Raw genomic sequence first — 22,111 nt, forward strand, 5'->3', positions numbered from 1 at the left:
CTGTCACACAGGGCGTGGGATCAGCGTCCGTCGCCGGGCCGGTCGTCCGGGCCGCACTTGTCCGGGGTCAGGTCAAAGTGCACGCAAGCGGTGACCTTCACGACGTAGTTGGACGTGGAGGAGTCGCTGTACGTGGTCTCTCCCTGGCCCTTCGTGTTCCAGAGGCGAAGGCCCCTGGTGTTCTTGCGGTCGAACTCCGAGTAGACGGAATTGCCGTCCGCCTGCTCGTCGCGAACGGCAACATTCTTGTTGCCGTTCGACTTCAGGCTGTAGGCGTAGGAGATGTGGATGTTCGGGTTGGTGTGGTGGTTGAGCCTGGACGTGACGTCCTCGCCGGCGTCGGCGTAGGCCGGCGCTGCGCCCGCAAGGGCGCCGACCATGGCAGCGGCCATCGCGGCCCTCTTGGCACTCCTGGAAATCTGCATGCTTTTCCCCTCTGACGCAGCAACTCACCAGCTGCGGTTGGCGGTCATCGCGAGGAACGGCCTTCAGGCGGCGCACCCATGGACAGGGCAGCGCGAGACAGGAAGCACCAAACGGCTTCCGCTGTAGAGACCCCCCGTGGGAGCGAGAAGAAGGCCCTCCTCGCGTCCAGAGCGAGATCTTATGTCAAAGCCAACAGCAGGCAAACGTACTTTCGTTGGGGCTCACACCACCGCTCGGCGTTTCGCTCGTGGCGCGTTGTGATCGCCCAACTCCCATATGATGCACGCGATTTGAGGTCTCGTATGCTGCGCCTGACAAGGCAACGACAGTGACTGGCCCGAGAGTTGAAGCGCGGCACGTACACGCCTTCCCCCTTCGTGTGACTTGCGTCATAAGGCGTCGATGTCCGGCGCTCGGCTGAAGCAAGAGGCCAGGAGGGGTGGGGTCCTGCAATGGCCGGGCCTGACCGGCCGTAGCAATCCCTCTGTGGAATAGGGGGGTGAGGCATTTCCGGAAGGCCGGCATCGCTGCCCGTCCGCCAAGTTGTTTGGGCGACGGTGGAATCGACGTGGTGCACGTCACAGGTGCGGACTCATGTACGCACGGTTCCGATCGCCTCAACTCTGCTTCAAATGTCGGGACCATAAGCACCCATCGGGATCCTTAGGTCTGTTTTGCCTTCGTGACGCAACGTGAACGTGTCGAGGGCATGTGCAGGTTGCTTCCTTTTGCCTGGTGATCGCCTTGGCCTAATGTCGGCACTTATCGCGAGGGCTGACCTCTCTCGCGCAACGGGGAAGATTCACGGGGGCGCTGTTTCATGCTCACCGGAAGAGCCCCTATCCGCGGGACGGGGGTGGTCGCCTCTGCCCCGCAGCGCCACCGCGACGTCGCACGGTGAACGCGGCAACAGCTACCCGAGGGCACATCACGTGAGCAACTCCGACACCGGGCCCGCGCCCGACCCCGTACTGCACATTCAAGATCTGAACTACTCGGTCCGGGACCGGGCCCTGTTCAAGGGCCTGCAGCTCAGTGTCAGTGCCGGCGAGTCAGTGGCGATCACGGGTCCGAGCGGCTCGGGCAAGAGCACGCTGCTCTCGTCGATCCTCGGTCTGATCAAGCCGCACGGCGGAACCATCCGGGTAACTGGTGCGGAAGTAACGAAGCTGCGGCGTGCGCAGATCGCCAAGCTGCGCAGCGAAACCATCGGCACGGTCTTCCAGTTCGGGGAGTTGCTGCCCGAACTCAGCCCGCTGGACAACGTCGCGCTGGCGGCGCTGTTGTCGCGTTCCGACCGCGCCGGCGGGTACCGCAAGGCACAGGAACTGCTGGACGAACTGCGCGTTCCGCGGGCTGAGACAACGGAGGAACTCTCCGGAGGTGAACATCAGCGTACAGCTGTGGCCCGTGCGCTGATCAACTCGCCCGAGCTGATCCTGGCCGATGAGCCCACTGGCTCCCTCGACCCTGACGCCACTGCTCGCATCGCGGGACTGCTCTTCGATCTCCCTCGGCGGCGCAGGTGTGGGCTGGTGCTGGTGACGCACGATGCCGAGGTTGCCGCACGAGCGGACCGGGTGCTGCGTCTTGAGGCCGGTCTGCTGGTTCCCGCCGGGGTGCGGGAGGCGGTGGAGGCGTGAGCGGGGCGAGACATGGCGGCTTGTCACTTCACCTCCTGCGCATAGGGCGCGACGCGGGTCGACGCTCGGAGGCGGCCGGTACCAGGGCCGCGGCCCTGGCGCTTTCGGCGTTCGCTGTCGCACTGTGCCTGGGCCTGCTGGCGATGGTGCACGCCTCCTATGCCGGTAAGGAGCTGCGGCGTGACGCCAGGACACCGGTTGGGCAGACGGAGCAATCGCGGGCCACCCCGGCCACGTTGTGGCTGGTCGGCTCGGACGCGCTGACAGGGCGGCGGAGTTTCAGCGTCGTATTCATCGCGCCGCATACGCCGAATGCCCCACTCCCTCCTGGGGTGGATCGTTGGCCAGGGCCGGGTGAGGCCGTTCTGTCCCCGGGTCTGCTGAAAGCCGGCGCCGGGGAGGGAATCGCCGGCCGTTACGGAAAGCTCTCGGGCACCGTCGGGCAGGAGGGGTTGGACGACCCTGGAGAGTGGCTCGCCTACGTCCGGCCCGCCAAGGGCATGAAGGCCGAGGCGCCGATCGAGGCCGTGGTCGGTTTCGGGCCGAAGGCAGGCATGCCGGCTGAAGGCTTGCAGCCCGGAACGGGGCGCGACAACGACAAGCCCGAGTGGATGTTCCAGGGCCTCGTCATCGGCCTGCTGCTCGTACCAAGTCTCGTGCTCCTGTTCACCGCACTCCGTGCCGGGGCACATGGCCGTGACCGCAGAGGCGCCCTGGTCGATGCCCTCGGAGGACTGAGGCGCGACCGCGCCCTGATCGCCGTGGGCGAGGCGATGCGACCGGTGACGTTGGGAGCCTTCGCGTCGATTCCGTTCTTCGCCGTGGCCGCGTTCGTTGACGTCCGGGTCCCGTACGTCGGCTACGTGATGTCGTCCGCCGACGTGCGTCAGCACGGCTGGCCGGTACTGCTGACTCCCGTGGCCGCCATCGTGACGGCACTGGCCCTGGCCGTCATCAGCGATCAGCTGTCCAGCCGGGCCAAGGGGACCCGACCCGCCGGCGCGAGCAGGTCACGCCGGCAGCGGTACCTCGCCATTCTCTGTGCGCCGGCGATCCTGCTCGCCAGCCGCGGTCCGGAACTCGCCGGCGACAGTACGCAGTACCGCACTTGGATCAGCTGGATCGGCCTTGCCCTCGTCGTACTCACCTTGCCGGCCGGGGTGGCAGTCGTCGTGGCCAAGCTCGGGGGAAGCCTGGAGCGGACCGGGCGACAGCGGGGGTGGGCCGGTGCGCTGATCGCGGGCCGCCGCATCAGCCACTACCCGGCGGCTACGGCCCGCCTGGTCACTGGTGTGACGGTTGCGCTGATCGTCTTCATGCAGGCCCTCGCCTGGCAGGCAATGTTCGGGACCTACAACGCCAAGATCGAGGAGATCCTTGGCGCTGTCGACAGGAACGTGGCCGAAATCGGCCCCAGGGGGACGGTCTCCACCGGGGACGCCGCCGCCTATCTCAAGCTCATCCCCGAGGGCAATGTGGCTGTCGTCCTCGCGCCTCCCCGCACCGCCGGCGAGGGCCCCATCACGGTCAGCGGAGGATGTGATGCTCTTGAGAGCCTCCGGCTGCCGTGTTCGCCCACACCGGCCCGCGTCGATGTCGCTGTCGATCGCCGCTTGCAGCAACTGCTCCGCTGGAACACGGAGGGCGGCACGTATCTGAAGGTGGTCCGAGCCGACCACGCCGAACTGGCCAAGCACACCGCGCAGAGCGCCAACACCCTGGCGGTGGTGAGCGCCGATGGCGGCGTCCCTGCCGTCGCGGCTCTCAAGGAAGCCTCCTACCGGGCTTATCCCCGCGGGGCCCAGGTCCGCTTTCCCGGGGAGGAGTGGCTGGCGGACGGCATTCCGGACCGGGATCAGGGCCGGTGGATTCGGCTCTTCGGTGTGCTGGGGATGGGAATCCTCGTGCTCGCCATCGGCCTCAGTGGCAAAGCCGAGTTCCTGCGCCAGGGCCGGGCACTGGCGCCGCTGACGGTGTTGACCGGCGGATACCGCGTCTTTCGCAGCAGCGCGGCCTGGGCGATCGTCGCGCCGCTCGCGCTCGCCGCACTGGCGGGTTGCGTCGTCGCCGCCTGGACCGCGCGACCAGTCGCCCGGCCAGGAATGACCTACTTCGTCCCCTCGGGTCTCATGGCAACCGCCGTCACCGTGGTGCTCGCCGTGTCTGTCGTGATGGGGCTGTGGGCTGCTCGGATCGCAGGGCAACAGGCACGCAACTGGCGGGCCTAGGTGTCACTTCCGGCTCGGCCCGATTGTCCGGTTTTGCCTCCGGGGCCCGACAGCTGAGGCAATCGATCACAGCGCATCCGAGCAACTCCTGCCGGCCAGGGCGCTCTCCCCGCACGCGGCCATCCGCCGAATCGGGCGTCTCATCGGACGCCCGAGGTCGACTTCGGCCGGCTCCGACACCCCAAGGACCTGAACGACTTCATGAGCGGCCACATAACCAACCTCCGGCGCCGCCTGCCCGTCTGGCTGATACCGCTGCTGTGGACCCTCGCTCTGGGCCTGTGGGGGCTGTCCCGGCAGCACAGCGTGTGGCGGGACGAAGCCGCGACCTGGCAGGTGGCCCGGCGGTCCGTCGCCGACATCTGGCACATGCTGGGGGAGGTCGATGCCGTGCACGGCCTCTACTACCTGTTCATGCACGGGCTCTTCGAATGCTTCGGGCCCAGCACCACGACCCTGCGCCTGCCCTCCGTGCTGGCCATGGCGGTGGCGGCGGCGTGTGTGACGGTCATCGGCCACCGGCTGGCCGGTGTCCGGGCGGGCCTGGGAGGAGGGCTGGCGTTCGGGCTGCTTCCGGCCGTGCAGTTCTACCTCCAGGAGGGACGCCCGTACGCACTGGTCGCGGCAGGAGCCGGCATCTCCACACTGCTGCTGGTCACCGTGTTGCGGGGACGCGACCGGAAAGCGCACTGGGCGGCGTACGGCGGCACGGTCCTGCTGTGCGCGCTGTTCAACTGGCTGTCACTGCTGATACTGCCCGCGCACCTGGCGACCCTGGCCTGGACGAAAGCCGGGCGCGGGACATGGATCCGCTGGACGGCGGCCGCAACGGCCGCCCTGGCAGGCGCCCTGCCGTTGATCCTGTTCACCCGGACCCAGTCCCAGCAAGTGTCCTGGATCCCGCCGCTGACCTGGCACATGCTGATCGGCCCGGCGATCCTGCTGGCCATCGGCACTCTCGGGGCCCTGCTGGACCGGCCACGGGCAGGCCGACTGTCGCCGGCAGCCGTCGCTCTGCCATTGCTGGCCGTGCCGCAGATCGGCCTGATCGGCCTCTCCTTGGCCAAGCCACTCTTCCTCGACCGCTACGTCCTGTTCAGCATGCTGGGCCTGGCCCTGCTGATCGGCGCAGCGCTGGGTGCGGTGGCACGGATGATCGAGCCGCGGTTCCCGCGAGTGTCACGATGGCTGGTCCCGGCCGTGGTAGCCGTGGCCGTGATCGCACTGTTGCCGCAATCGCTGGCCAAACGGTCCCCGGCCAGCCGCGTGGACGACGTCCTGGCGGTGGCGGCGGACGTGCGACGGCTCAAGAAGGACGGCGACGCGGTTGTCTTCATTCCGGCGGCCCGGCGCGATACCGCGCTGGTTTCCCCCGCCGCATTCGCCGGTCTGCAGGACATCGCGCTGGCGGAGAGTCCTGTGGCGTCCGGGACGCTGAAGGGTGAGGAGGCGAGTCCGGAGCGCATACGGACCGCGATGCTGGCGCAGCGGCGGATCATGCTGATCACCGATACCCCTGAGGTGGCCCGGCCGGTGTCGGCAAAAAGGGACAAGGAGAAGACCGCCGTCCTGAAGAAGTGCTTCACGGTGGTCGCGGACGAGCAGGTCCGCGGGCGGCGGGTGACGGTGTACGAGCGGCTGCGACCAGCCCCGTAGGGCATCGAGGGGTGCTGCCGCAGGAAAGCCCGAGGGGCCCGGACCGATTCGCTTCGGTCCGGGCCCCTCGGGCAAAACGTACAAGCGCGAGCTACGGCAACTGCGTCGTCCGCGCCTCGCGGCGGTTGTCACGGAAGTTGTTCACCCGTCGCGCCGTGGCGAACATCGGGATCACCGCGCCGAGCACGAGCTGCAGCGCGCAACCCGTCTGAAGCAGCAGCTGCCCACCCGGAGCGTCAAAGGCCCAAGCCGCCAGCAGCCCTATGCTCAGCACGATCCACGACAGCATCGCGACGGCCAGCCGTCCCCGCGGCTTCGGGTACTCGACCCGGCTCACCATCAGCCACGCGGTTCCGACGACCGCCAGCAGTGTCGCCTCGAACGGCAGCTCGAGCAGCACGATCGAGACGACCGTGAGCGCACCGAATGGCGAGGGCATGCCCTGGAACGTGCCGTCCTTCACGGTGACGCACGAGAAGCGGGCAAGCCGCAGCACCACCGCCAACAGCACAACGATCGCGCCCACCGCCGCGACCCGCTCATGCGCGTCCCTCGCGACCATGCCGTACACGAGCACGAAGTACGCGGGCGCCAGACCGAAGCTGATCAGATCGGAGAGATTGTCCAGCTCCGCACCCATCGGCGACGACCGCAGCTTGCGGGCTACGAGGCCGTCGAACAGGTCGAAGACAGCCGCGCACAACATCAGGATCACGGCCGTGGCCGCGCTGTTGCGGGCCATGCCCGACTCGTCACCCGTGAGGTGCGGGATGAGGATCCCGGTGGTGGTGAAGTACACCGCCATGAAGCCACACGTCGCGTTACCGAGAGTGAGGGTGTCCGCTATCGACAGCCGCAGAGAAAGGGGCATCTCCTCGGCTTCGTCCCCGGACCCGGACTCGGCCTCAGCGGCCCAGCCGGCCTGTGTCTCGGGATCAATCACGGTCAATGCGAGTCACCCCCGCGGTCGTGGCCTGGCCGACCTCGACGGCGACATCGACACCAGCCGGAAGGTAGATGTCGACTCGGGAGCCGAAGCGGATCAGGCCGATGCGCTCGCCCTGCTCGACCTTGGTGCCCTGCGGGATGTAGGGAACGATGCGGCGCGCCACGGCGCCGGCGATCTGGACCATCTCGATGTCACCGAGCTCGGTGTCGAAGTGCCAGACAACGCGCTCGTTGTTCTCGCTCTCCTTGTTGAACGCCGGGACGAAACCGCCGGGCACATGCTCGACGGACGTCACCGTGCCCGCGAGCGGGGCGCGGTTGACGTGGACGTTCAGCGGGCTCATGAAGATGGCGACGCGGGTGCGCCCGTCCTTCCACGGCATGATGCTCTGCACCACACCGTCGGCCGGGGAGATGACCCGGCCCTGGGCGATCTCGCGCTCGGGGTCGCGGAAGAACCACAGCATGCCCGCCGCGAGCGCGGTGGTGGGCACGGCGATGGCCGCGGCACGCCTCGACCGGCGAGAGCGCGCCAGACTGAGCGCCGCGGTCGCGACGGTCGGGAGAAGCCACGGCGATGCTCCGCGCGCGAGGCGTACGCCGGCGAGGCTGTCGCGATGTGCAGAGGTTTGGCTGTGGGGCATGGATGACCTTCGTAGCGGATGATGCCGCGCTGGCAACAGGGGGACGGCGGCTTTCCGGCGATGCTATCGGTTGCGGCCCGCAACTGAGCAAGCCAGAGGCCGAGTCGACGGCCGGAAGACGATAACAGGGTGTGATCTTCTTCGCGGCCGAACCGACTCAAAAGTGATAATCAGCCCTGGAACCGGTATTCCTCGAGGAGTCGACGGCCAATGATCATTTTCTGGATCTCGGCGGTACCTTCACCGATCAGCAGCATCGGAGCCTCACGGTAGAGGCGCTCGATCTCGTACTCCTTGGAGAAGCCGTAGCCGCCATGGATCCGGAAGGCGTCCTCGACGACTTCCTTGCAGTACTCGGAGGCGAGGTACTTCGCCATCCCTGCCTCCAGGTCATTTCGTTCCCCGGAGTCCTTTTTGCGTGCCGCGTTGACCATCATGGCATGGGCGGCCTCGACCTTGGTAGCCATCTCGGCCAGCTTGAACTGGATCGCCTGGTGCTGGGCGATCGGCTTTCCGAAAGTGTGACGCTGCTGGGCATAGGAGACACCCAGCTCGAAGGCACGCTGGGCGACACCGCAGCCACGCGCCGCCACATTCACGCGGCCGACCTCAACGCCGTCCATCATTTGGTAAAACCCTCGGCCGGTGGTGCCGCCGAGGACCCGATTGGCCGGAATGCGCAGTCCGTCCATGATGAGCTCGGTGGTGTCGACCCCCTTGTAGCCCATCTTGTCGATCTTCCCCGGGATGGTGAGGCCGGGGCGGACCTCTCCGAATCCGGGCTCCTTCTCGATCAGGAAGGTCGTCATGGACTTGTGCGGGGCGGTGCCCTCGGGGTGTCCTTCGTCACTTCGCACCAGAACGGCGACCAGAGTCGAGGTGCCGCCGTTCGTCAGCCACATCTTCTGGCCGTTCAGGACGTACTCGTCGCCGTCCTTCACCGCCTTCGACGTGATCGCCGACACGTCCGAGCCGAGCCCCGGCTCGGACATCGAGAACGCGCCGCGCACCTCGCCGGCCGCCATCCGGGGCAGGAAGTAGTCCTTCTGCTCCTGGGTGCCGTGCTGCTTCAGCATGTACGCCACGATGAAGTGCGTGTTGATGATGCCCGAGACGGACATCCACCCGCGGGCGATCTCCTCGACGCACAGCGCGTACGTGAGCAGGGACTCGCCCAGGCCCCCGTACTCCTCCGGGATCATCAGGCCGAAGAGCCCGAGCTCCTTGAGGCCGTCGACGATCTGCTGCGGGTACTCGTCGCGGTGCTCCAGCTCGGTCGCGACCGGGATGATCTCCTTGTCGACGAAATCCCGGACGGTGGCCAGGATCTCCTGCTGGATGTCGGTCAGACCGGCGGTCTGGGCGAGTCGTGCCATGACTACTTCTCCGCCTTCTTCGAGGGCTCGATCAGCTCGGGGCGGCCGGGCTGCTCGCCGCCGCGCTCCTTGATGTACGTCTCGGTGGGGACCATCACCTTGCGGCGGAACACGCACACGAGCGTGCCGTCCTGCTTGTAGCCCTTGGTCTCGACGTAGACGATCCCGCGGTCGCTCTTCGACTTCGACGGGGTCTTGTCGAGCACGGTCGTCTCGCCGTAGATCGTGTCGCCGTGGAAGGTCGGCGCCACGTGCCGCAGCGACTCGATCTCCAGGTTGGCGATGGCCTTGCCGGAGACGTCCGGCACGGACATGCCGAGCAGCAGCGAGTAGATGTAGTTGCCCACGACGACGTTCTTCCCGAAGTCCGTCGTCTTCTCCGCATAGTTGGTGTCCATGTGGAGGGGGTGGTGGTTCATCGTCAGGAGACAGAAGAGGTGGTCGTCGTACTCGGTGACCGTCTTCCCGGGCCAGTGCTTGTAGACAGCGCCGACCTCGAACTCCTCGTAGGTGCGTCCGAACTGCATCGCTTACGCCTCCGGGGCTTCGAACTTGGAGGTACGGGTCATGCCGGCCGCGCGGCCCTTGCCGGAGATGACCAGCGCCATCTTGCGGCTCGCCTCGTCGATCATCTCGTCGCCGAGCATCGCCGAGCCCTTCTTGCCGCCCGCCTCGGACGTGTAGTACTCGTACGCGTCCAGGATCAGCTCGGCGTGGTCGAAGTCCTCCTGGGAGGGCGAGAAGATCTCGTTGGCCGCGGCGACCTGGTCCGGGTGCAGCACCCACTTGCCGTCGAAGCCGAGGGCGGCGGCCCGCTGGGCGACGGCGCGGTAGCCCTCCTGGTTGCGGATCTGCAGGTAGGGGCCGTCGATCGCCTGGAGGTTGTGCGTACGGGCCGCCATCAGGATGCGCATCAGGATGTAGTGGTACGCGTCCGCCGGGTAGCCGGGCGGCTGCTCGCCCACGACCAGCGACTTCATGTTGATGGACGCCATGAAGTCGGCCGGGCCGAAGATGATCGTCTCGACGCGCGGGGAGGCGGCCGCGATCGCGTCGACGTTCACCAGGCCCTTGGCGTTCTCGATCTGCGCCTCGATGCCGATCTTGCCGACCTCGAAGCCCATCGTCTTCTCGATCTGGGTCAGCAGGAGGTCCAGCGCCACGATCTGCTCGGCGTCCTGGACCTTCGGCAGCATGATGCAGTCGAGGTTCTGGCCCGCGCCCTCGACGACCGTCACCACGTCCCGGTACGTCCAGTGGGTCGTCCAGTCGTTGACCCGCACGACACGCGTCTTGCCCGTCCAGTCGCCCTCATTGAGGAACTTGACGATGGTGTGCCGGGCCTCGGGCTTGGCCAGCGGCGCGCACGCGTCCTCCAGATCCAGGAAGACCTGGTCGGCCGGCAGCCCCTGGGCCTTCTCCAGGAATCGCGGGTTCGAACCGGGGACCGCGAGGCAGGAGCGGCGCGGGCGAAGCCGGTTGACAGAGGGAAGGTGCGCGGCGGAGCCGCTCCCTGAAAGGGCGGTGGTGGGAGACGGGCGGGCGGTCATGCGGGGACCTCCAGAGGGTCGAGCTTGTTCGCTGTACGGATCTCGTCGACGATACGGCCGATGATCTCCGTGATCCCGAAGTCCTTCGGGGTGAAGACGGCGGCGACACCCGCACGCTTCAGTTCGGCGGCATCGGCGTTCGGGATGATCCCGCCGACGATGACCGGAATGTCGCCGGCACCCGCCTCGCGGAGCCGGTCGAGGACGTCCGGCACCAGTTCGGCGTGCGAGCCGGACAGGATCGACAGGCCCACACAGTGCACGTCCTCCGCGAGCGCGGCGTTGACGATCTGCTCGGGCGTGAGCCGGATGCCCTGGTAGACCACCTCGAAGCCGGCGTCGCGCGCGCGGACCGCGATCTGCTCGGCGCCGTTGGAGTGCCCGTCCAGGCCCGGCTTGCCGACGAGCAGCCGCAGCCGGCCGGAGGCCAGCTCGTCGGCGGTACGGGCCACCTTCTCCCGTACGAGAGCCAGCGGGGTGCCCTCCTCGGCGGTCACGGCGACCGGCGCCGACGAGACCCCGGTCGGGGCGCGGAACTCGCCGAAGACGTCCCGCAGCGCCCACGACCACTCGCCGGTGGTGACACCCGCGCGGGCGCACTCGACGGTGGCGGCCATCAGATTGCCGTCGCCGGCGGCCGTGGCCTTCAGCGCGGCCAGGGCGTCCTGGGCGCGGCTCTCGTCGCGGTTGTCGCGCCACTCGTGGAGCTTTGCGACGACCCGCGCCTCGTTCGCCGGGTCCACCGTCATGATCGCGGTGTCGAGGTCCGCGGTGAGCGGGTTCTCCTCGGTGGTCTCGAAGATGTTGACGCCGACGATCTTCTCGTCGCCGGCCTCGATCCTGGCCCGCCGCTCGGCGTGCGAGGACACCAGCTGCGACTTCAGGTAGCCGGACTCGACGGCCGCCATCGCGCCGCCCATCTCCTGGATCCGGGCGATCTCGGCGAGGCACTCCTCGACCAGGGCGTCCACCTTGGCCTCGATGACGCGCGAGCCCGCGAAGATGTCCTCGTACTCCAGCAGATCGCTCTCGTGCGCGAGGACCTGCTGGATACGGAGGGACCACTGCTGGTCCCAGGGCCGGGGCAGGCCCAGCGCCTCGTTCCACGCCGGCAGCTGGACGGCGCGGGCGCGCGCGTCCTTGGACAGCGTCACGGCGAGCATCTCCAGGACGATGCGCTGGACGTTGTTCTCCGGCTGGGCCTCGGTCAGCCCGAGCGAGTTGACCTGGACGCCGTAGCGGAAGCGGCGCTGCTTCTCGTTCTCGATGCCGTACCGCTCGCGCGTCACCTTGTCCCAGATGCGGCCGAAGGCGCGCATCTTGCACATCTCCTCGATGAAGCGGACGCCCGCGTTCACGAAGAAGGAGATACGGGCGACGACATCCCCGAACTTCTCCTGCGGCACCTGCCCGGAGTCGCGTACGGCATCGAGCACGGCTATCGCCGTGGACATCGCGTAGGCGATCTCCTGGACGGGCGTGGCCCCGGCCTCCTGCAGGTGGTAGCTGCAGATGTTGATCGGGTTCCACTTGGGGATGTTCGCCACCGTGTAGGTGATCATGTCGGTCGTCAGGCGCAGTGACGGTCCCGGCGGGAAGACATGCGTCCCGCGTGACAGGTACTCCTTGACGATGTCGTTCTGCGTCGTCCCCTGGAGCTTGGTGATGTCGGCGCCCTGTTCCTCCGCGACCACCTGGTAGAGCGCCAGCAGCCACATGGCGGTGGCGTTGATGGTCATCGAGGTGTTCATCTGCTCCAGGGGGATGTCCTGGAACAGCCGGCGCATGTCACCGAGGTGCGAGACCGGGACCCCGACCCGGCCGACCTCGCCGCGGGCGAGGATGTGGTCGGGGTCGTAGCCGGTCTGCGTCGGCAGGTCGAACGCCACCGACAGGCCGGTCTGGCCCTTGGCGAGGTTGCGCCGGTACAGCTCGTTGGACGCCTCGGCCGTGGAGTGACCGGCGTACGTGCGCATGAGCCACGGCCGGTCCTTCTGGACCTTCTGACGCTCTGTCATCTAACGGACCTCTGACTCAGATGTTCCGGAAGCGGTTGATGGCGTCGATGTGCTTGGCGCGCATCTCCTCGTCGCGCACGCCCAGGCCCTCGCTCGGAGCGAGCGCCAGCACGCCGACCTTGCCCTGGTGCAGGTTGCGGTGCACGTCGTAGGCGGCCTGGCCGGTCTCCTCCAGGGAGTACACCTTGGAGAGAGTCGGGTGGATCTTGCCCTTGGCGATCAGGCGGTTGGCCTCCCACGCCTCGCGGTAGTTCGCGAAGTGCGAGCCGATGATGCGCTTCAGCGACATCCACAGGTAGCGGTTGTCGTACTCGTGCATGTAGCCCGAGGTCGAGGCGCAGGTGGTGATCGTGCCGCCCTTGCGGGTGACGTAGACGCTCGCGCCGAAGGTCTCGCGGCCCGGGTGCTCGAAGACGATGTCGATGTCCTCGCCGCCCGTGAGCTCGCGGATGCGCTTGCCGAAGCGCTTCCACTCCTTCGGGTCCTGGGTGTGCTCGTCCTTCCAGAACTTGTAGTCCTCGGCGTTGCGGTCGATGATCGCCTCGGCGCCCATCGACCGGCAGATGTCCGCCTTCTGCTCGCTGGAGACGACGCAGATCGGGTTGGCGCCGCCGGCCAGCGCGAACTGGGTGGCGTACGAACCGAGTCCGCCGCTCGCGCCCCAGATCAGCACGTTGTCGCCCTGCTTCATGCCGGCGCCGTTGCGGGAGACCAGCTGGCGGTACGCGGTGGAGTTGACCAGACCCGGTGCCGCCGCCTCCTCCCAGCTCAGGTGCTTGGGCTTCGGCATCAGCTGGTTCGACTTGACGAGTGCGATCTCCGCCAGGCCGCCGAAGTTCGTCTCGAAGCCCCAGATCCGCTGCTCGGGGTCGAGCATCGTGTCGTTGTGGCCGTCGGAGCTCTCCAGCTCGACGGAGAGGCAGTGTGCGACGACCTCGTCACCGGGGTTCCAGGCGTTGACGCCGGGGCCGGTGCGCAGGACGACGCCCGCCAGGTCGGAGCCGATGACGTGGTACGGCAGGTCGTGGCGCTTGGTGAGCTCGGAGAGCCGTCCGTAGCGCTCCAGGAAGCCGAAGGTCGACAGCGGCTCGAAGATCGAGGTCCAGACGGAGTTGTAGTTGACCGAGGAGGCCATGACCGCGACCAGCGCCTCACCGGGGCCGAGCTCCGGGACGGGCACATCGTCGAGGTGGAGGGATTTGCGCGGGTCCTTCTCGCGCGTTGCGAGACCCGAGAACATCTCGGTCTCGTCCTTGTGCACGGTCACCGCACGGTACGACTCGGGGAGGGGCAGTGCGGCGAAGTCGGCGGACGTGGAGTCCGGCGACTGAATCGCGTCCAGGATTTCCTTCACGGTGTTGCCTCCGGCGAAGAGCGTTCGGTTTCGGGAACGCTGAGGGGAACGTCGGGGAGTGCTGCTTCGGAGGTGCCGTCGGTTCGGCGGGGGTGGTGCTGTGGCAGCGCTTTTGTGGGCGCGGGAGGTTGCCTGTGACGCAGGCGTCCGGGCGCGCGAGCCGGGAGGCTTGCGGGGACAGCCGGCGTACGACAGTTGTCTGCACGCCGACCGCCCGGACAACATCAACGTATGGCACCCCGTGCCAACTCGCAAGACACTGGGTGCCAAGAATTTCACTCAGATGCAATCGAAGCGTCACAGATGAGCGATGATCGATCGAAAGTGCGCTGAAAAGCGACAATCGCCGGACGGGCTCGGAATGAGTCCGTCCGGCGATTGAGGAGCGGGGTCCGGGAGGGAGCCCCACGCGGCGGAGCCGCACATCGACACAGCGGGGTGGGGGACGGGCCCCGCGCTACTTCTTCCTCAGCGCCTGCTCGATCGTGCGCATGACCTCCGGCAGGGGCGCGTCCGTGCGGGCCACGGCCACCAGCACCTCGCCGCTCGCGTGCACCTGCGCGGCGGGGCTCCGGTCCGCACCGGAGCGCCCCGCGCCGATCCCCGTGCCGAACGTGTCGCGGACGATCGCGAAGGCGTGGTCGAGCTGGGCCTCCACATCGCCCTGGCCGCCCGCCCGCAGCCAGCGGCGCAGTACATGGTTGTGAGCCGTGACCACGGCGGACGCCGCCACCTCGGCGAGCAGCGGGTCGTCGTTGCCGTCGTGGTGGTCGCGCTCGTCGAAATGGCCCAGCAGATAGCGGGTGAAGAGCCGCTCGTAGCGGGCCACCGAGGCGATCTCGCGCTCGCGCAGCGTGGGCACCTCGCGGGTGAGGCGGTAGCGCTCGACGGAGACCGCAGGCGAGGCCGCGTACATCTTCATGACTTCCTTGATGCCCCGGCACACGGTGTCGAGCGGGTGCTCATGGGCCGGAGCGGCGTTCAGCACCGCCTCGGCCCGTACGAGCGTGTCGTCATGGTCCGGGAAGATCGCCTCTTCCTTGGAGCGGAAGTGCCGGAAGAACGTCCGGCGGGCGACACCGGCCGCCGCGGCGATCTCGTCGACGGTCGTCGCCTCGTAACCCTTGGTCGCGAACAGCTCCATCGCCGCCGCGGCCAGCTCTCGGCGCATCTTGAGCCGCTGAGCTGCGGCGCGACTGCCTGCGGCACTTTCCGGAGCGTCGGTCGTGGCGGAGGTACGGGCCGTCCGTCGGGGAGCGTCAGCGGGCTGGGACATGCCCTGAACGTACTGCATTTGCGCAGGGGACTGTGCCTGCGGGGGCGGGCCGCCCGCGCCGTCGAGCAGCCCGCCCCACCCCGCGCCGTGCGCGCGGCCGGAATCAGCGACGGGCATATTCGCGGAAGCCGCGCCCCGTCTTGCGGCCGAGGCAGCCCGCGGCCACCAGGTGCTCGAGCAGTGGCGCGGGGGCCAGGCCCGGGTCCCGGAACTCGCGGTGCAGCACCTTCTCGATGGCCAGCGAGACATCGAGACCGACCACGTCGAGCAGCTCGAAGGGCCCCATGGGGTAGCCGCCGCCGAGCTTCATCGCGGCGTCGATGTCGTCGAGCGATGCGTAGTGCTCCTGGACCATCTTGATCGCGTTGTTGAGGTACGGGAACAACAGCGCGTTGACGATGAAGCCGGCCCGGTCGCCGCAGTCCACCGGGTGCTTCTTGATCCGGGCGGTGACCTCGCGGACCGTGGCGTGGACATCGTCCGAGGTCAGGACCGTACGGACCACCTCGACGAGCTTCATCGCCGGGGCCGGGTTGAAGAAGTGCATCCCGATGACGTCCTGGGGCCGCGAGGTGGCGCGCGCACAGGCGACGACGGGCAGCGAGGACGTGGTGGTGGCGAGCACCGCGCCCGGCTTGCAGACCTTGTCGAGAGTGGCGAACAGCTCCTGCTTGATCTCCAGGTCCTCGGCGACGGCCTCCACCGCCAGATCGACCTCGGCGAAGGCGTCCAGCGAGTCGGCCGGGGTGATCCGGGCCAGCGTCTCGTCCCGGGCCTCGGCGGTCAGCCGTCCCTTGTCGACAGAGCGTGAAAGCGACTTGGCGATACGGGACTTGGCGGTCTCGGCCTTCTCCTGGCTGCGGGCGGCGAGGACCACGTCGTACCCGGCCTTCGCGAAGACCTCCGCGATCCCGCTCGCCATCGTGCCGGAACCGGCCACGCCCACCGAGCTCACCGGGCGGGCGGCGGCGGTCTGCGCGGCCTCCAGCGGCGTCAGCGCGTCCCGCACGACCGTGCCGCTGTCCGGCGCCTCGTACGTGTAGAAGCCGCGCCCCGACTTGCGGCCGGTCAGGCCCGCCTCGCTGAGCTGCTTCAGGATGGGCGCGGGGGCATGCAGCCGGTCACGGGACTCGGCGTACATCGCGTCGAGGACGGTACGCGCGGTGTCGATGCCGATCAGGTCGAGCAGCGCGAGCGGGCCCATCGGCAGGCCGCAGCCCAGCTTCATCGCGGCGTCGATGTCCTCGCGGGAGGCGTACTTCGCCTCGTACATCGCGGCGGCCTGGTTGAGGTAGCCGAAGAGCAGCCCGTCCGCGACGAACCCGGGCCGGTCGCCGACCGCGACGGGCTCCTTGCCCAGGTCACGGGCGAGGGCGGTGACGGTCTCGACCGCCTGCGGGGCGGTCAGCACCGAGGAGACCACCTCGACGAGCTTCATCGCCGGGGCCGGGTTGAAGAAGTGCAGGCCGAGGACGCGCTCGGGGTGCGCCGAGTCGGCGGCGAGCCGGGTCACGGACAGGGCGTTGGTGCCGGTGGCCAGGATCGCCTCCGGGCGGACGATGGCGTCGAGCGCACGGATGACCTGCTGCTTCGTCTCGTACGACTCGGGCACGACCTCGATCACGAGGTCGGCGTCGGCCGCCGCCTGCAGATCGGAGAAGGTGCGGAAGCGGGCGAGGACGTTGCGCCGCTCCTCCTCGGTGATGCGCTCGCGCTGCACGGCGCGGGCCGTGGAGGCTTCGAGGGCGGAGACGGCGTGGCGGGTGGCGGCGTCGCTGATGTCGATGCCGATCACCTCGCGGCCGGCGCGGGCGAGGACCTCGGCGATGCCGGTGCCCATGGTGCCGAGGCCGACGACGGCAATGGTGGAGAGAGGGGTGTCCATCACGGGACTCCAGGAATGAGTGACGACTGAGGGAGGGCGCGCGTGCGGAAGGGGCGCGCTGTGGTGCGTGTCGCTGCGAACCGCGGTGAGACCGCGGTGAGGGAGCGACGGACTCTGTCCCGGAGTCACGTCGTACAGAACTGCCGAACCGACAACACTCGCGGTGGCTGCGTCACCAGGCCACCGAGAGCTGCGCGGGGTGTGACCCGCTCACTTGAGCTTAACTGGCGGGTAACGAGCACGCCAGCCCTGCGTCGATGTGATCTGCGCCGCGCGCCCCGCGGACGCGGCCGCCCGGCAATAGGGTGCTCGCCATGGACGCGGATCTCGAGGACCTGGCGCTGCGCACGCAACAGGAGCTGACCGGTCCCGCCGACCAGGAGCTGCACCGGCAGCTGACCGCCACTGCCGACCTCGACGCACTCGCCGCCGTGCTGACCGAGACCGAACGGCCGTTATGGGCGCGGGAGATCGCCGCGTTCCGGCTCGGCTGCGCCGGGGACAGCCGCGCCTTCGAACCGCTCGTCCTGCTGCTCAACCACCGCGATGCCGAGCGTTGCGTCTCCGCCTCGTACGCCCTGACGAGGCTCCGCGACCCACGCACCGCACGCGCCGCCGCCGCGCTCGCCACCAATGAGCTGCGCGTCGCCTACGCCCTGACTCCGGTGCGGCTCCTCACCACCCTGCGGGCCCCCGAATCCGCCCCGGCACTGATCACCACCCTTGGGCGGCGGCTGGCCCCGGGAGATCCGCACTGGCGTGTGGCGCTCGCCTGCGTCGAAGGTCTGGGCGCGCTCGCGGACGTGCGCGCCCGCCCGGTCCTGGAAGCGGCCCGCGCTCACCCGCGCCTGTCCGCCGCCGCCTCCGCGGCACTCAGCCGCCTTCCGTAGCGCACCTCGGGCACCGCGACGCCGTCCACCTCGAACGGCTCCTCGGCCCCGTCCGCCGCGAACCCCGCCCTCTCGTAGAAGCGGCGCGCCGCCGCGTTCTCCTTCAGCACCCACAACAGCAGCGACGGACAGCCGTCCGCCTCCGCCCGGGAGATCAGTTCGGCCATGAGCACACGTCCCACCCCGGTCCCGATCCGCTCCGGCCGCACATAGAGCGCGTAGACCTCGCCGTCGCGAGTCGTCGTGTCCTCTTCGCGATACGGCCCGTAGCAGCCCCAGCCGACCACCTCGCCGCTCACCTCCGCGACCACATGGACCACCCCCGCGCCGGCCGCGGCGGCCAGCTGCGCCCTGCGCCGCCCGGCGTCCTGCGCCTCGTCCATCGCGTCGAGATACGACCGCGGTATCAGCCCCGCGTACGCGCGGCGCCATCCGCCGACCCGGACGGCCGCGACCGCCTCGCAGTCGGCATCCGCCATGTCCCGCACCCGAACGTCCATGGCTAGCGGCTCCCGTCGTAGGCGATCCGGCCGGACGCCGCGGGCAGACGGCCCGGTCCCGTCACCGCACGGGTGCGGCCGGTGGCAGGGAGGACGCCGTCAGGGGCGTGCACATGGGTGAGGTGCGTATGCATGTCCTCATCCTGGCGCACGCCACTGACAACGGGGCAGCCCGGCCGGGGTGCCGGTCAGTTCCTGTGACCGAGTTCCTGGTGCAGCGCGGCTCCGGCCCTGGCCGCGTCCGTGGGTCCGGGGCGGAGCGCCGTCTTGAGCGGCTTCGGCTCAGGCCCCGCCGCGCAGACGGCGTCCGCCTCACCGGCGCCTGCCCGCGGCAGTTTCCCGGTGGCCAGATAGTCCGTCAGATAGCGGTCCAGGCAGGCGTTTCCGCCCAGCGTGATCCCGTGGTTCCCGCCGCCGTCCTCGACCACCAGACGGGAGCCGCGCAGTTTGCGGTGAAGAGCGGCACCGCCCTCGAACGGGGTGGCCGCGTCCTCGGTGGCCTGGAAGATCAGCACCGGCGGCAGTTCCTGGTTCGAGACATCCGTCGGGCGCAGCGGCTCGACGGGCCAGGACACGCACGGGGCGTTGTACCAGGCGTTGTTCCAGGTGGAGAAGCGTGCCTTGGCGTACACCGTCCAGTTGTCGCCGCGCCAGGTGGCCCAGTCCCGGGGCCAGCCGGCGTCCCGGCACTGCACCGCCGTGTAGACGGAGTAGCCGTTCTCGCCCTCCGCGTCCACCGCGCCGAAGGTCTTGTACGCCTCGACCAGCATGCGGGAGTCCTTGTCGTTCACGTACGCCGCGAACGCCTCGGCGAGGTACGGCCAGTAGCCGTTGTAGTAACCGCCCGGCATGAACGTGTCCTCGAGTTCGGCAGGACCGACCTTCCGGCCGGCCGGCTGCTTGCGCAGCGCGTCACGCATCGCGTACCACGCGGCCTCGACCCTCGCCGGGTCGCTGCCCAGCCGGTACGTCGCGTCGTGTTTGGCCACCCATGCGGCGAAGGCCTTGTGGCGGGCGTCGAAGCCGTAGTCCTGGCCGAGGTTGGAGTCGTACCAGACGCTGTCCGGGTTCACCACGGAGTCGAACACCGCGCGCCGCACCCGGTGCGGGAAGTGTTTGGCGTACACGGCACCGAGATACGTGCCCCACGAGTATCCGAGGTAGTTGATCTGCGTGGCACCGAGGGCCTGCCGGATGAGATCCAGGTCCTTCGCCATGGCCACCGTGTGCATATGAGGCAGCACATTGCCGTACTTGGCCGTGCAGGCCTGGGTGAAGGACCGTGCCCTGGCCAGATTCGCCTCCTCGAGCTCCTGGTTCCCCGGCACCGTGTCGGGGCGTACGGGGGCGAAGTGGCCGGGTCTGCAGTTCAGTGCGGGCTTCGAGGCGCCCACACCGCGCGGGTCGAAGCCGACGACGTCGTACTGGGCGGCGACCTTCACGGGCAGTGACGCCGCCACGAACCCGGCCAGCTTCCGCCCGCTTCCCCCGGGACCGCCCGGGTTCACCAACAGCGGCCCCTGGAACGTCCGCGCCGTGTGCCGGACCCGCGAGAGCGCGAGCGAGATGCGCCTGCTGTGCGGATCGGTGTGATCCAGCGGCACCGCCAGCTGGGCACACTCGAGCCTCGGGTACTTCTCGGTGGCGCAGCTGGTCCACTTCAGGGCCCCGGCCTGCGATGCCGCGGGTTCGGCGGGTCCTGCCGACGCGGAGGGCACGGCGGCGACCAGTCCGGTCACCGCCGCTCCGACGGCGACCAGCACTCCTGCGCGTCTGTACATATGGCCTCCCGTGATGGCGGGGGGCGCGGCCGAGTGGCGGAGCCCCGGCGGCAGCGTTCCCCGATATTCGCCCGGAAGGTCATGTTCGTACGGGAAGTGACCCGTTTGGTGAGGTGGCGGGCCCGTGAACGGGCTTCAGAGGAGGGTGAGCTGAGTGGCGGCGGGTTCGGGGAGAGCGGGCTCGGCGGTCACCGGAATCCTGCGCGGTGTGCCCCGCTGGGCAGGTCCGATGCCGAACTCCGAGGCGAGCTCGTGGACGTGACGGGTGATCCGCCGCTGGTACCACTTGGGCGCGTAGGCCCCCTCCGCGTAGAGCCGCTCGTAGCGGCGCACCAGATGCGGATGCTCCCGCCCGAGCCACGTCATGAACCATTCGCGCGCCCCCGGCCGCAGATGGAGGACGAGTGGGGTCACGGACGTCGCCCCGGCCGCGGCGATCGCCCGTACCGTCGCGCGCAGCTGATCCGGGTGGTCGCCGAGGAACGGGATCACGGGGGCCATCAGGACCCCGCAGCCGATGCCGTGGTCGGTGAGGGTCCGTACGACGTCGAGCCGGCGCTCCGGCGAGGGGGTGCCCGGCTCGACCGTGCGCCACAGCTCGCGGTCCGTGAAGCCTACGGAGACGGAGATCCCGACCTCGGTGACCGCGGCGGCCTGTCGCAGCAGGTCCAGGTCGCGCAGGATCAGCGTGCCCTTGGTGAGGATCGAGAAGGGGTTCGCGTAGTCGCGGAGGGCGCCGATGATTCCCGGCATGAGTTGGTAGCGCCCCTCCGCCCGCTGGTAGCAGTCGACGTTGGTGCCCATCGCGATGTGCGCGCCCTGCCAGCGGCGGGAGGCCAGCTGGCGCCGGAGCAGCTCGGGTGCGTTGATCTTGACGACGATCTGGCTGTCGAAGCCGAGGCCCGTGTCGAGGTCCAGGTAACTGTGGGTCTTGCGGGCGAAGCAGTACACGCATGCGTGGGTGCAGCCGCGGTACGGATTGACCGTCCACTCGAACGGCATCCGTGAGGCGCCGGGAACCCGGTTGAGTATCGAGCGGGCACGGACCTCGTGGAAGGTGATTCCGTGGAACTCCGGGGTGTCGAAGGTACGTGTGGTCACCGCGTCGGTGCCGAAGAGCGCGATGTCCCCGGCCCCGGCGGGGCTCTCGGGGTCCGTGGCGTGCGGGGTACTGAGGGTGTTCCGGGTGTGTGTCCGGGTGTTCTCGGCGAGATTGTCCCAGCGCATGGGCGCCTCCTCGGTAGCGCTGACCACAGAATAGAACATGTGTTCCCTTGATTGCCGCAACCCCGATTTTGGGCGGCCGTGCGTGAAGTGGTTGGCTGGTCCATCCCAAGAACCGAATGCTGGAGGATGAGGCATGGCGCAGGTCGAGGCCACGACGGAGCGGATCATCGCGGCGGACGCGGAGACCGTGTTCGACACGCTGGCCGACTACAAGGACACCCGCGCGAAGCTCCTGCCCGGGCACTTCAGTGAGTACCAGGTGCGCGAGGGCGGCGACGGCGAGGGCACCCTCGTCCACTGGAAGCTCCAGGCCACCAGCAAGCGCGTCCGCGACTGCCTGCTGGAGGTGACCGAGCCGACCGAGGGGCAGCTCGTCGAGAAGGACCGCAACTCCTCCATGGTCACCACCTGGACGGTCACGCCGGCGGGCGAGGGCCGCTCCAAGGTCGTCGTCACCACCGTCTGGAACGGTGCCGGCGGCATCGGCGGCTTCTTCGAGCGGACCTTCGCCCCCAAGGGCCTCGCGCGGATCTACGACGAGCTCCTCGCCAAGCTGGCCGCCGAGGTCGAGAAGTAGTCCCGCCCTTTCGCGGCTCGCTGTAAAGGTCACCGTTTCGAGTGGTTTTCTCCGCGGCTCCGCCGCGCGCCCGGCGCGCCGGAAGCCGCGGGAAAGCTCCTGATGAGCGCCGGGAGTGCGCCCCGGTGGCCC

General features: G+C 68.8%; 19 protein-coding genes. 5 read left to right on the forward strand and 14 right to left on the reverse strand.

Translation table 11 applies throughout. The features are described 5' to 3' along the window. Window positions 1-20: 20 nt before the first annotated feature. On the reverse strand, window positions 21-425 hold the full coding sequence (locus ACWGI8_RS16375) for a hypothetical protein (protein WP_453661469.1): 405 nt from the start codon (window positions 423-425) through the stop codon (window positions 21-23). A gap of 933 nt (window positions 426-1,358) precedes the next feature. On the opposite strand from ACWGI8_RS16375, the gene ACWGI8_RS16380 reads away from it, so the two are divergent. From ACWGI8_RS16380 to ACWGI8_RS16390, 3 genes are all read left to right on the forward strand, one after another. Continuing rightward, entirely contained in the window at window positions 1,359-2,069 is a 711-nt protein-coding gene (locus ACWGI8_RS16380; protein ID WP_453661470.1) for an ABC transporter ATP-binding protein, read from the forward strand. Between the two features lie 332 nt (window positions 2,070-2,401). Next, on the forward strand, window positions 2,402-4,297 hold the full coding sequence (locus ACWGI8_RS16385; RefSeq protein WP_453661472.1) for an ABC transporter permease: 1,896 nt from the start codon (window positions 2,402-2,404) through the stop codon (window positions 4,295-4,297). A 201-nt stretch (window positions 4,298-4,498) separates the two neighbouring features. Then, entirely contained in the window at window positions 4,499-5,953 is a 1,455-nt protein-coding gene (locus ACWGI8_RS16390; RefSeq protein WP_453661474.1) for a glycosyltransferase family 39 protein, read from the forward strand. Window positions 5,954-6,044: 91 nt separating this feature from the next. On the opposite strand, the gene pssA is transcribed toward ACWGI8_RS16390, so the two are convergent. The 9 genes from pssA to ACWGI8_RS16435 all read right to left on the reverse strand — a co-directional run bounded on the left by pssA (window position 6,045) and on the right by ACWGI8_RS16435 (window position 17,004). After that, entirely contained in the window at window positions 6,045-6,902 is an 858-nt protein-coding gene (gene pssA / locus ACWGI8_RS16395; protein ID WP_453661475.1) for a CDP-diacylglycerol--serine O-phosphatidyltransferase, read from the reverse strand. Further along, entirely contained in the window at window positions 6,889-7,545 is a 657-nt protein-coding gene (locus ACWGI8_RS16400) for a phosphatidylserine decarboxylase (RefSeq protein ID WP_453661477.1), read from the reverse strand. The genes pssA and ACWGI8_RS16400 overlap by 14 nt, the downstream gene beginning before the upstream one ends. Before the next feature lie 170 nt (window positions 7,546-7,715). Beyond that, on the reverse strand, window positions 7,716-8,921 hold the full coding sequence (locus ACWGI8_RS16405; protein WP_453661478.1) for an acyl-CoA dehydrogenase family protein: 1,206 nt from the start codon (window positions 8,919-8,921) through the stop codon (window positions 7,716-7,718). A 2-nt stretch (window positions 8,922-8,923) separates the two neighbouring features. Next, window positions 8,924-9,448 (reverse strand): MaoC family dehydratase, encoded by a 525-nt coding sequence (locus ACWGI8_RS16410; protein WP_385422837.1) that lies wholly within the window; start codon window positions 9,446-9,448, stop codon window positions 8,924-8,926. A 3-nt stretch (window positions 9,449-9,451) separates the two neighbouring features. Continuing rightward, entirely contained in the window at window positions 9,452-10,471 is a 1,020-nt protein-coding gene (locus tag ACWGI8_RS16415) for an HpcH/HpaI aldolase/citrate lyase family protein (protein ID WP_453661480.1), read from the reverse strand. Next, complete coding sequence (locus tag ACWGI8_RS16420) at window positions 10,468-12,489, reverse strand: protein meaA (protein ID WP_453661482.1); 2,022 nt, start codon at window positions 12,487-12,489, stop codon at window positions 10,468-10,470. The genes ACWGI8_RS16415 and ACWGI8_RS16420 overlap by 4 nt, the downstream gene beginning before the upstream one ends. A gap of 16 nt (window positions 12,490-12,505) precedes the next feature. Next, the gene (gene ccrA / locus ACWGI8_RS16425) at window positions 12,506-13,843 is read right to left on the reverse strand and encodes a crotonyl-CoA carboxylase/reductase (protein WP_453661484.1); all 1,338 of its coding nucleotides are present in this window, start codon (window positions 13,841-13,843) and stop codon (window positions 12,506-12,508) included. Between the two features lie 457 nt (window positions 13,844-14,300). Continuing rightward, window positions 14,301-15,119, reverse strand: a complete 819-nt coding sequence (locus ACWGI8_RS16430) for a TetR family transcriptional regulator (RefSeq protein ID WP_453661486.1) — start codon at window positions 15,117-15,119, stop codon at window positions 14,301-14,303. 103 nt (window positions 15,120-15,222) lie between these two features. Beyond that, window positions 15,223-17,004 (reverse strand): 3-hydroxyacyl-CoA dehydrogenase family protein, encoded by a 1,782-nt coding sequence (locus ACWGI8_RS16435; RefSeq protein WP_453661487.1) that lies wholly within the window; start codon window positions 17,002-17,004, stop codon window positions 15,223-15,225. A 314-nt stretch (window positions 17,005-17,318) separates the two neighbouring features. On the opposite strand from ACWGI8_RS16435, the gene ACWGI8_RS16440 reads away from it, so the two are divergent. Further along, window positions 17,319-17,894 carry a HEAT repeat domain-containing protein gene (locus tag ACWGI8_RS16440; protein WP_453661489.1) on the forward strand — a complete coding sequence of 192 codons (576 nt, stop codon included), beginning with the start codon at window positions 17,319-17,321 and terminating at the stop codon, window positions 17,892-17,894. Here the strand turns inward: ACWGI8_RS16440 and ACWGI8_RS16445 are convergent. The 4 genes from ACWGI8_RS16445 to ACWGI8_RS16460 form a co-directional block, all read right to left on the reverse strand. Beyond that, window positions 17,843-18,394 carry an N-acetyltransferase family protein gene (locus ACWGI8_RS16445; protein ID WP_453661490.1) on the reverse strand — a complete coding sequence of 184 codons (552 nt, stop codon included), beginning with the start codon at window positions 18,392-18,394 and terminating at the stop codon, window positions 17,843-17,845. The two genes, ACWGI8_RS16440 and ACWGI8_RS16445, sit on opposite strands and share 52 nt — an antisense overlap. A 2-nt stretch (window positions 18,395-18,396) precedes the next feature. Then, complete coding sequence (locus ACWGI8_RS16450) at window positions 18,397-18,528, reverse strand: hypothetical protein (RefSeq protein WP_453661492.1); 132 nt, start codon at window positions 18,526-18,528, stop codon at window positions 18,397-18,399. A 54-nt stretch (window positions 18,529-18,582) separates the two neighbouring features. Then, window positions 18,583-20,175: an alpha/beta hydrolase gene (locus tag ACWGI8_RS16455; RefSeq protein ID WP_453661494.1), complete on the reverse strand. Its 1,593-nt coding sequence runs from the start codon at window positions 20,173-20,175 to the stop codon at window positions 18,583-18,585. 135 nt (window positions 20,176-20,310) lie between these two features. After that, on the reverse strand, window positions 20,311-21,402 hold the full coding sequence (locus tag ACWGI8_RS16460; protein WP_453661495.1) for an Rv2578c family radical SAM protein: 1,092 nt from the start codon (window positions 21,400-21,402) through the stop codon (window positions 20,311-20,313). Between the two features lie 133 nt (window positions 21,403-21,535). Between ACWGI8_RS16460 and ACWGI8_RS16465 the strand changes: the two genes are divergently transcribed. Next, window positions 21,536-21,979, forward strand: a complete 444-nt coding sequence (locus tag ACWGI8_RS16465) for an SRPBCC family protein (protein ID WP_453661496.1) — start codon at window positions 21,536-21,538, stop codon at window positions 21,977-21,979. Window positions 21,980-22,111: the final 132 nt, after the last annotated feature.

The organism is Streptomyces sp. NPDC054841, from assembly GCF_053611045.1.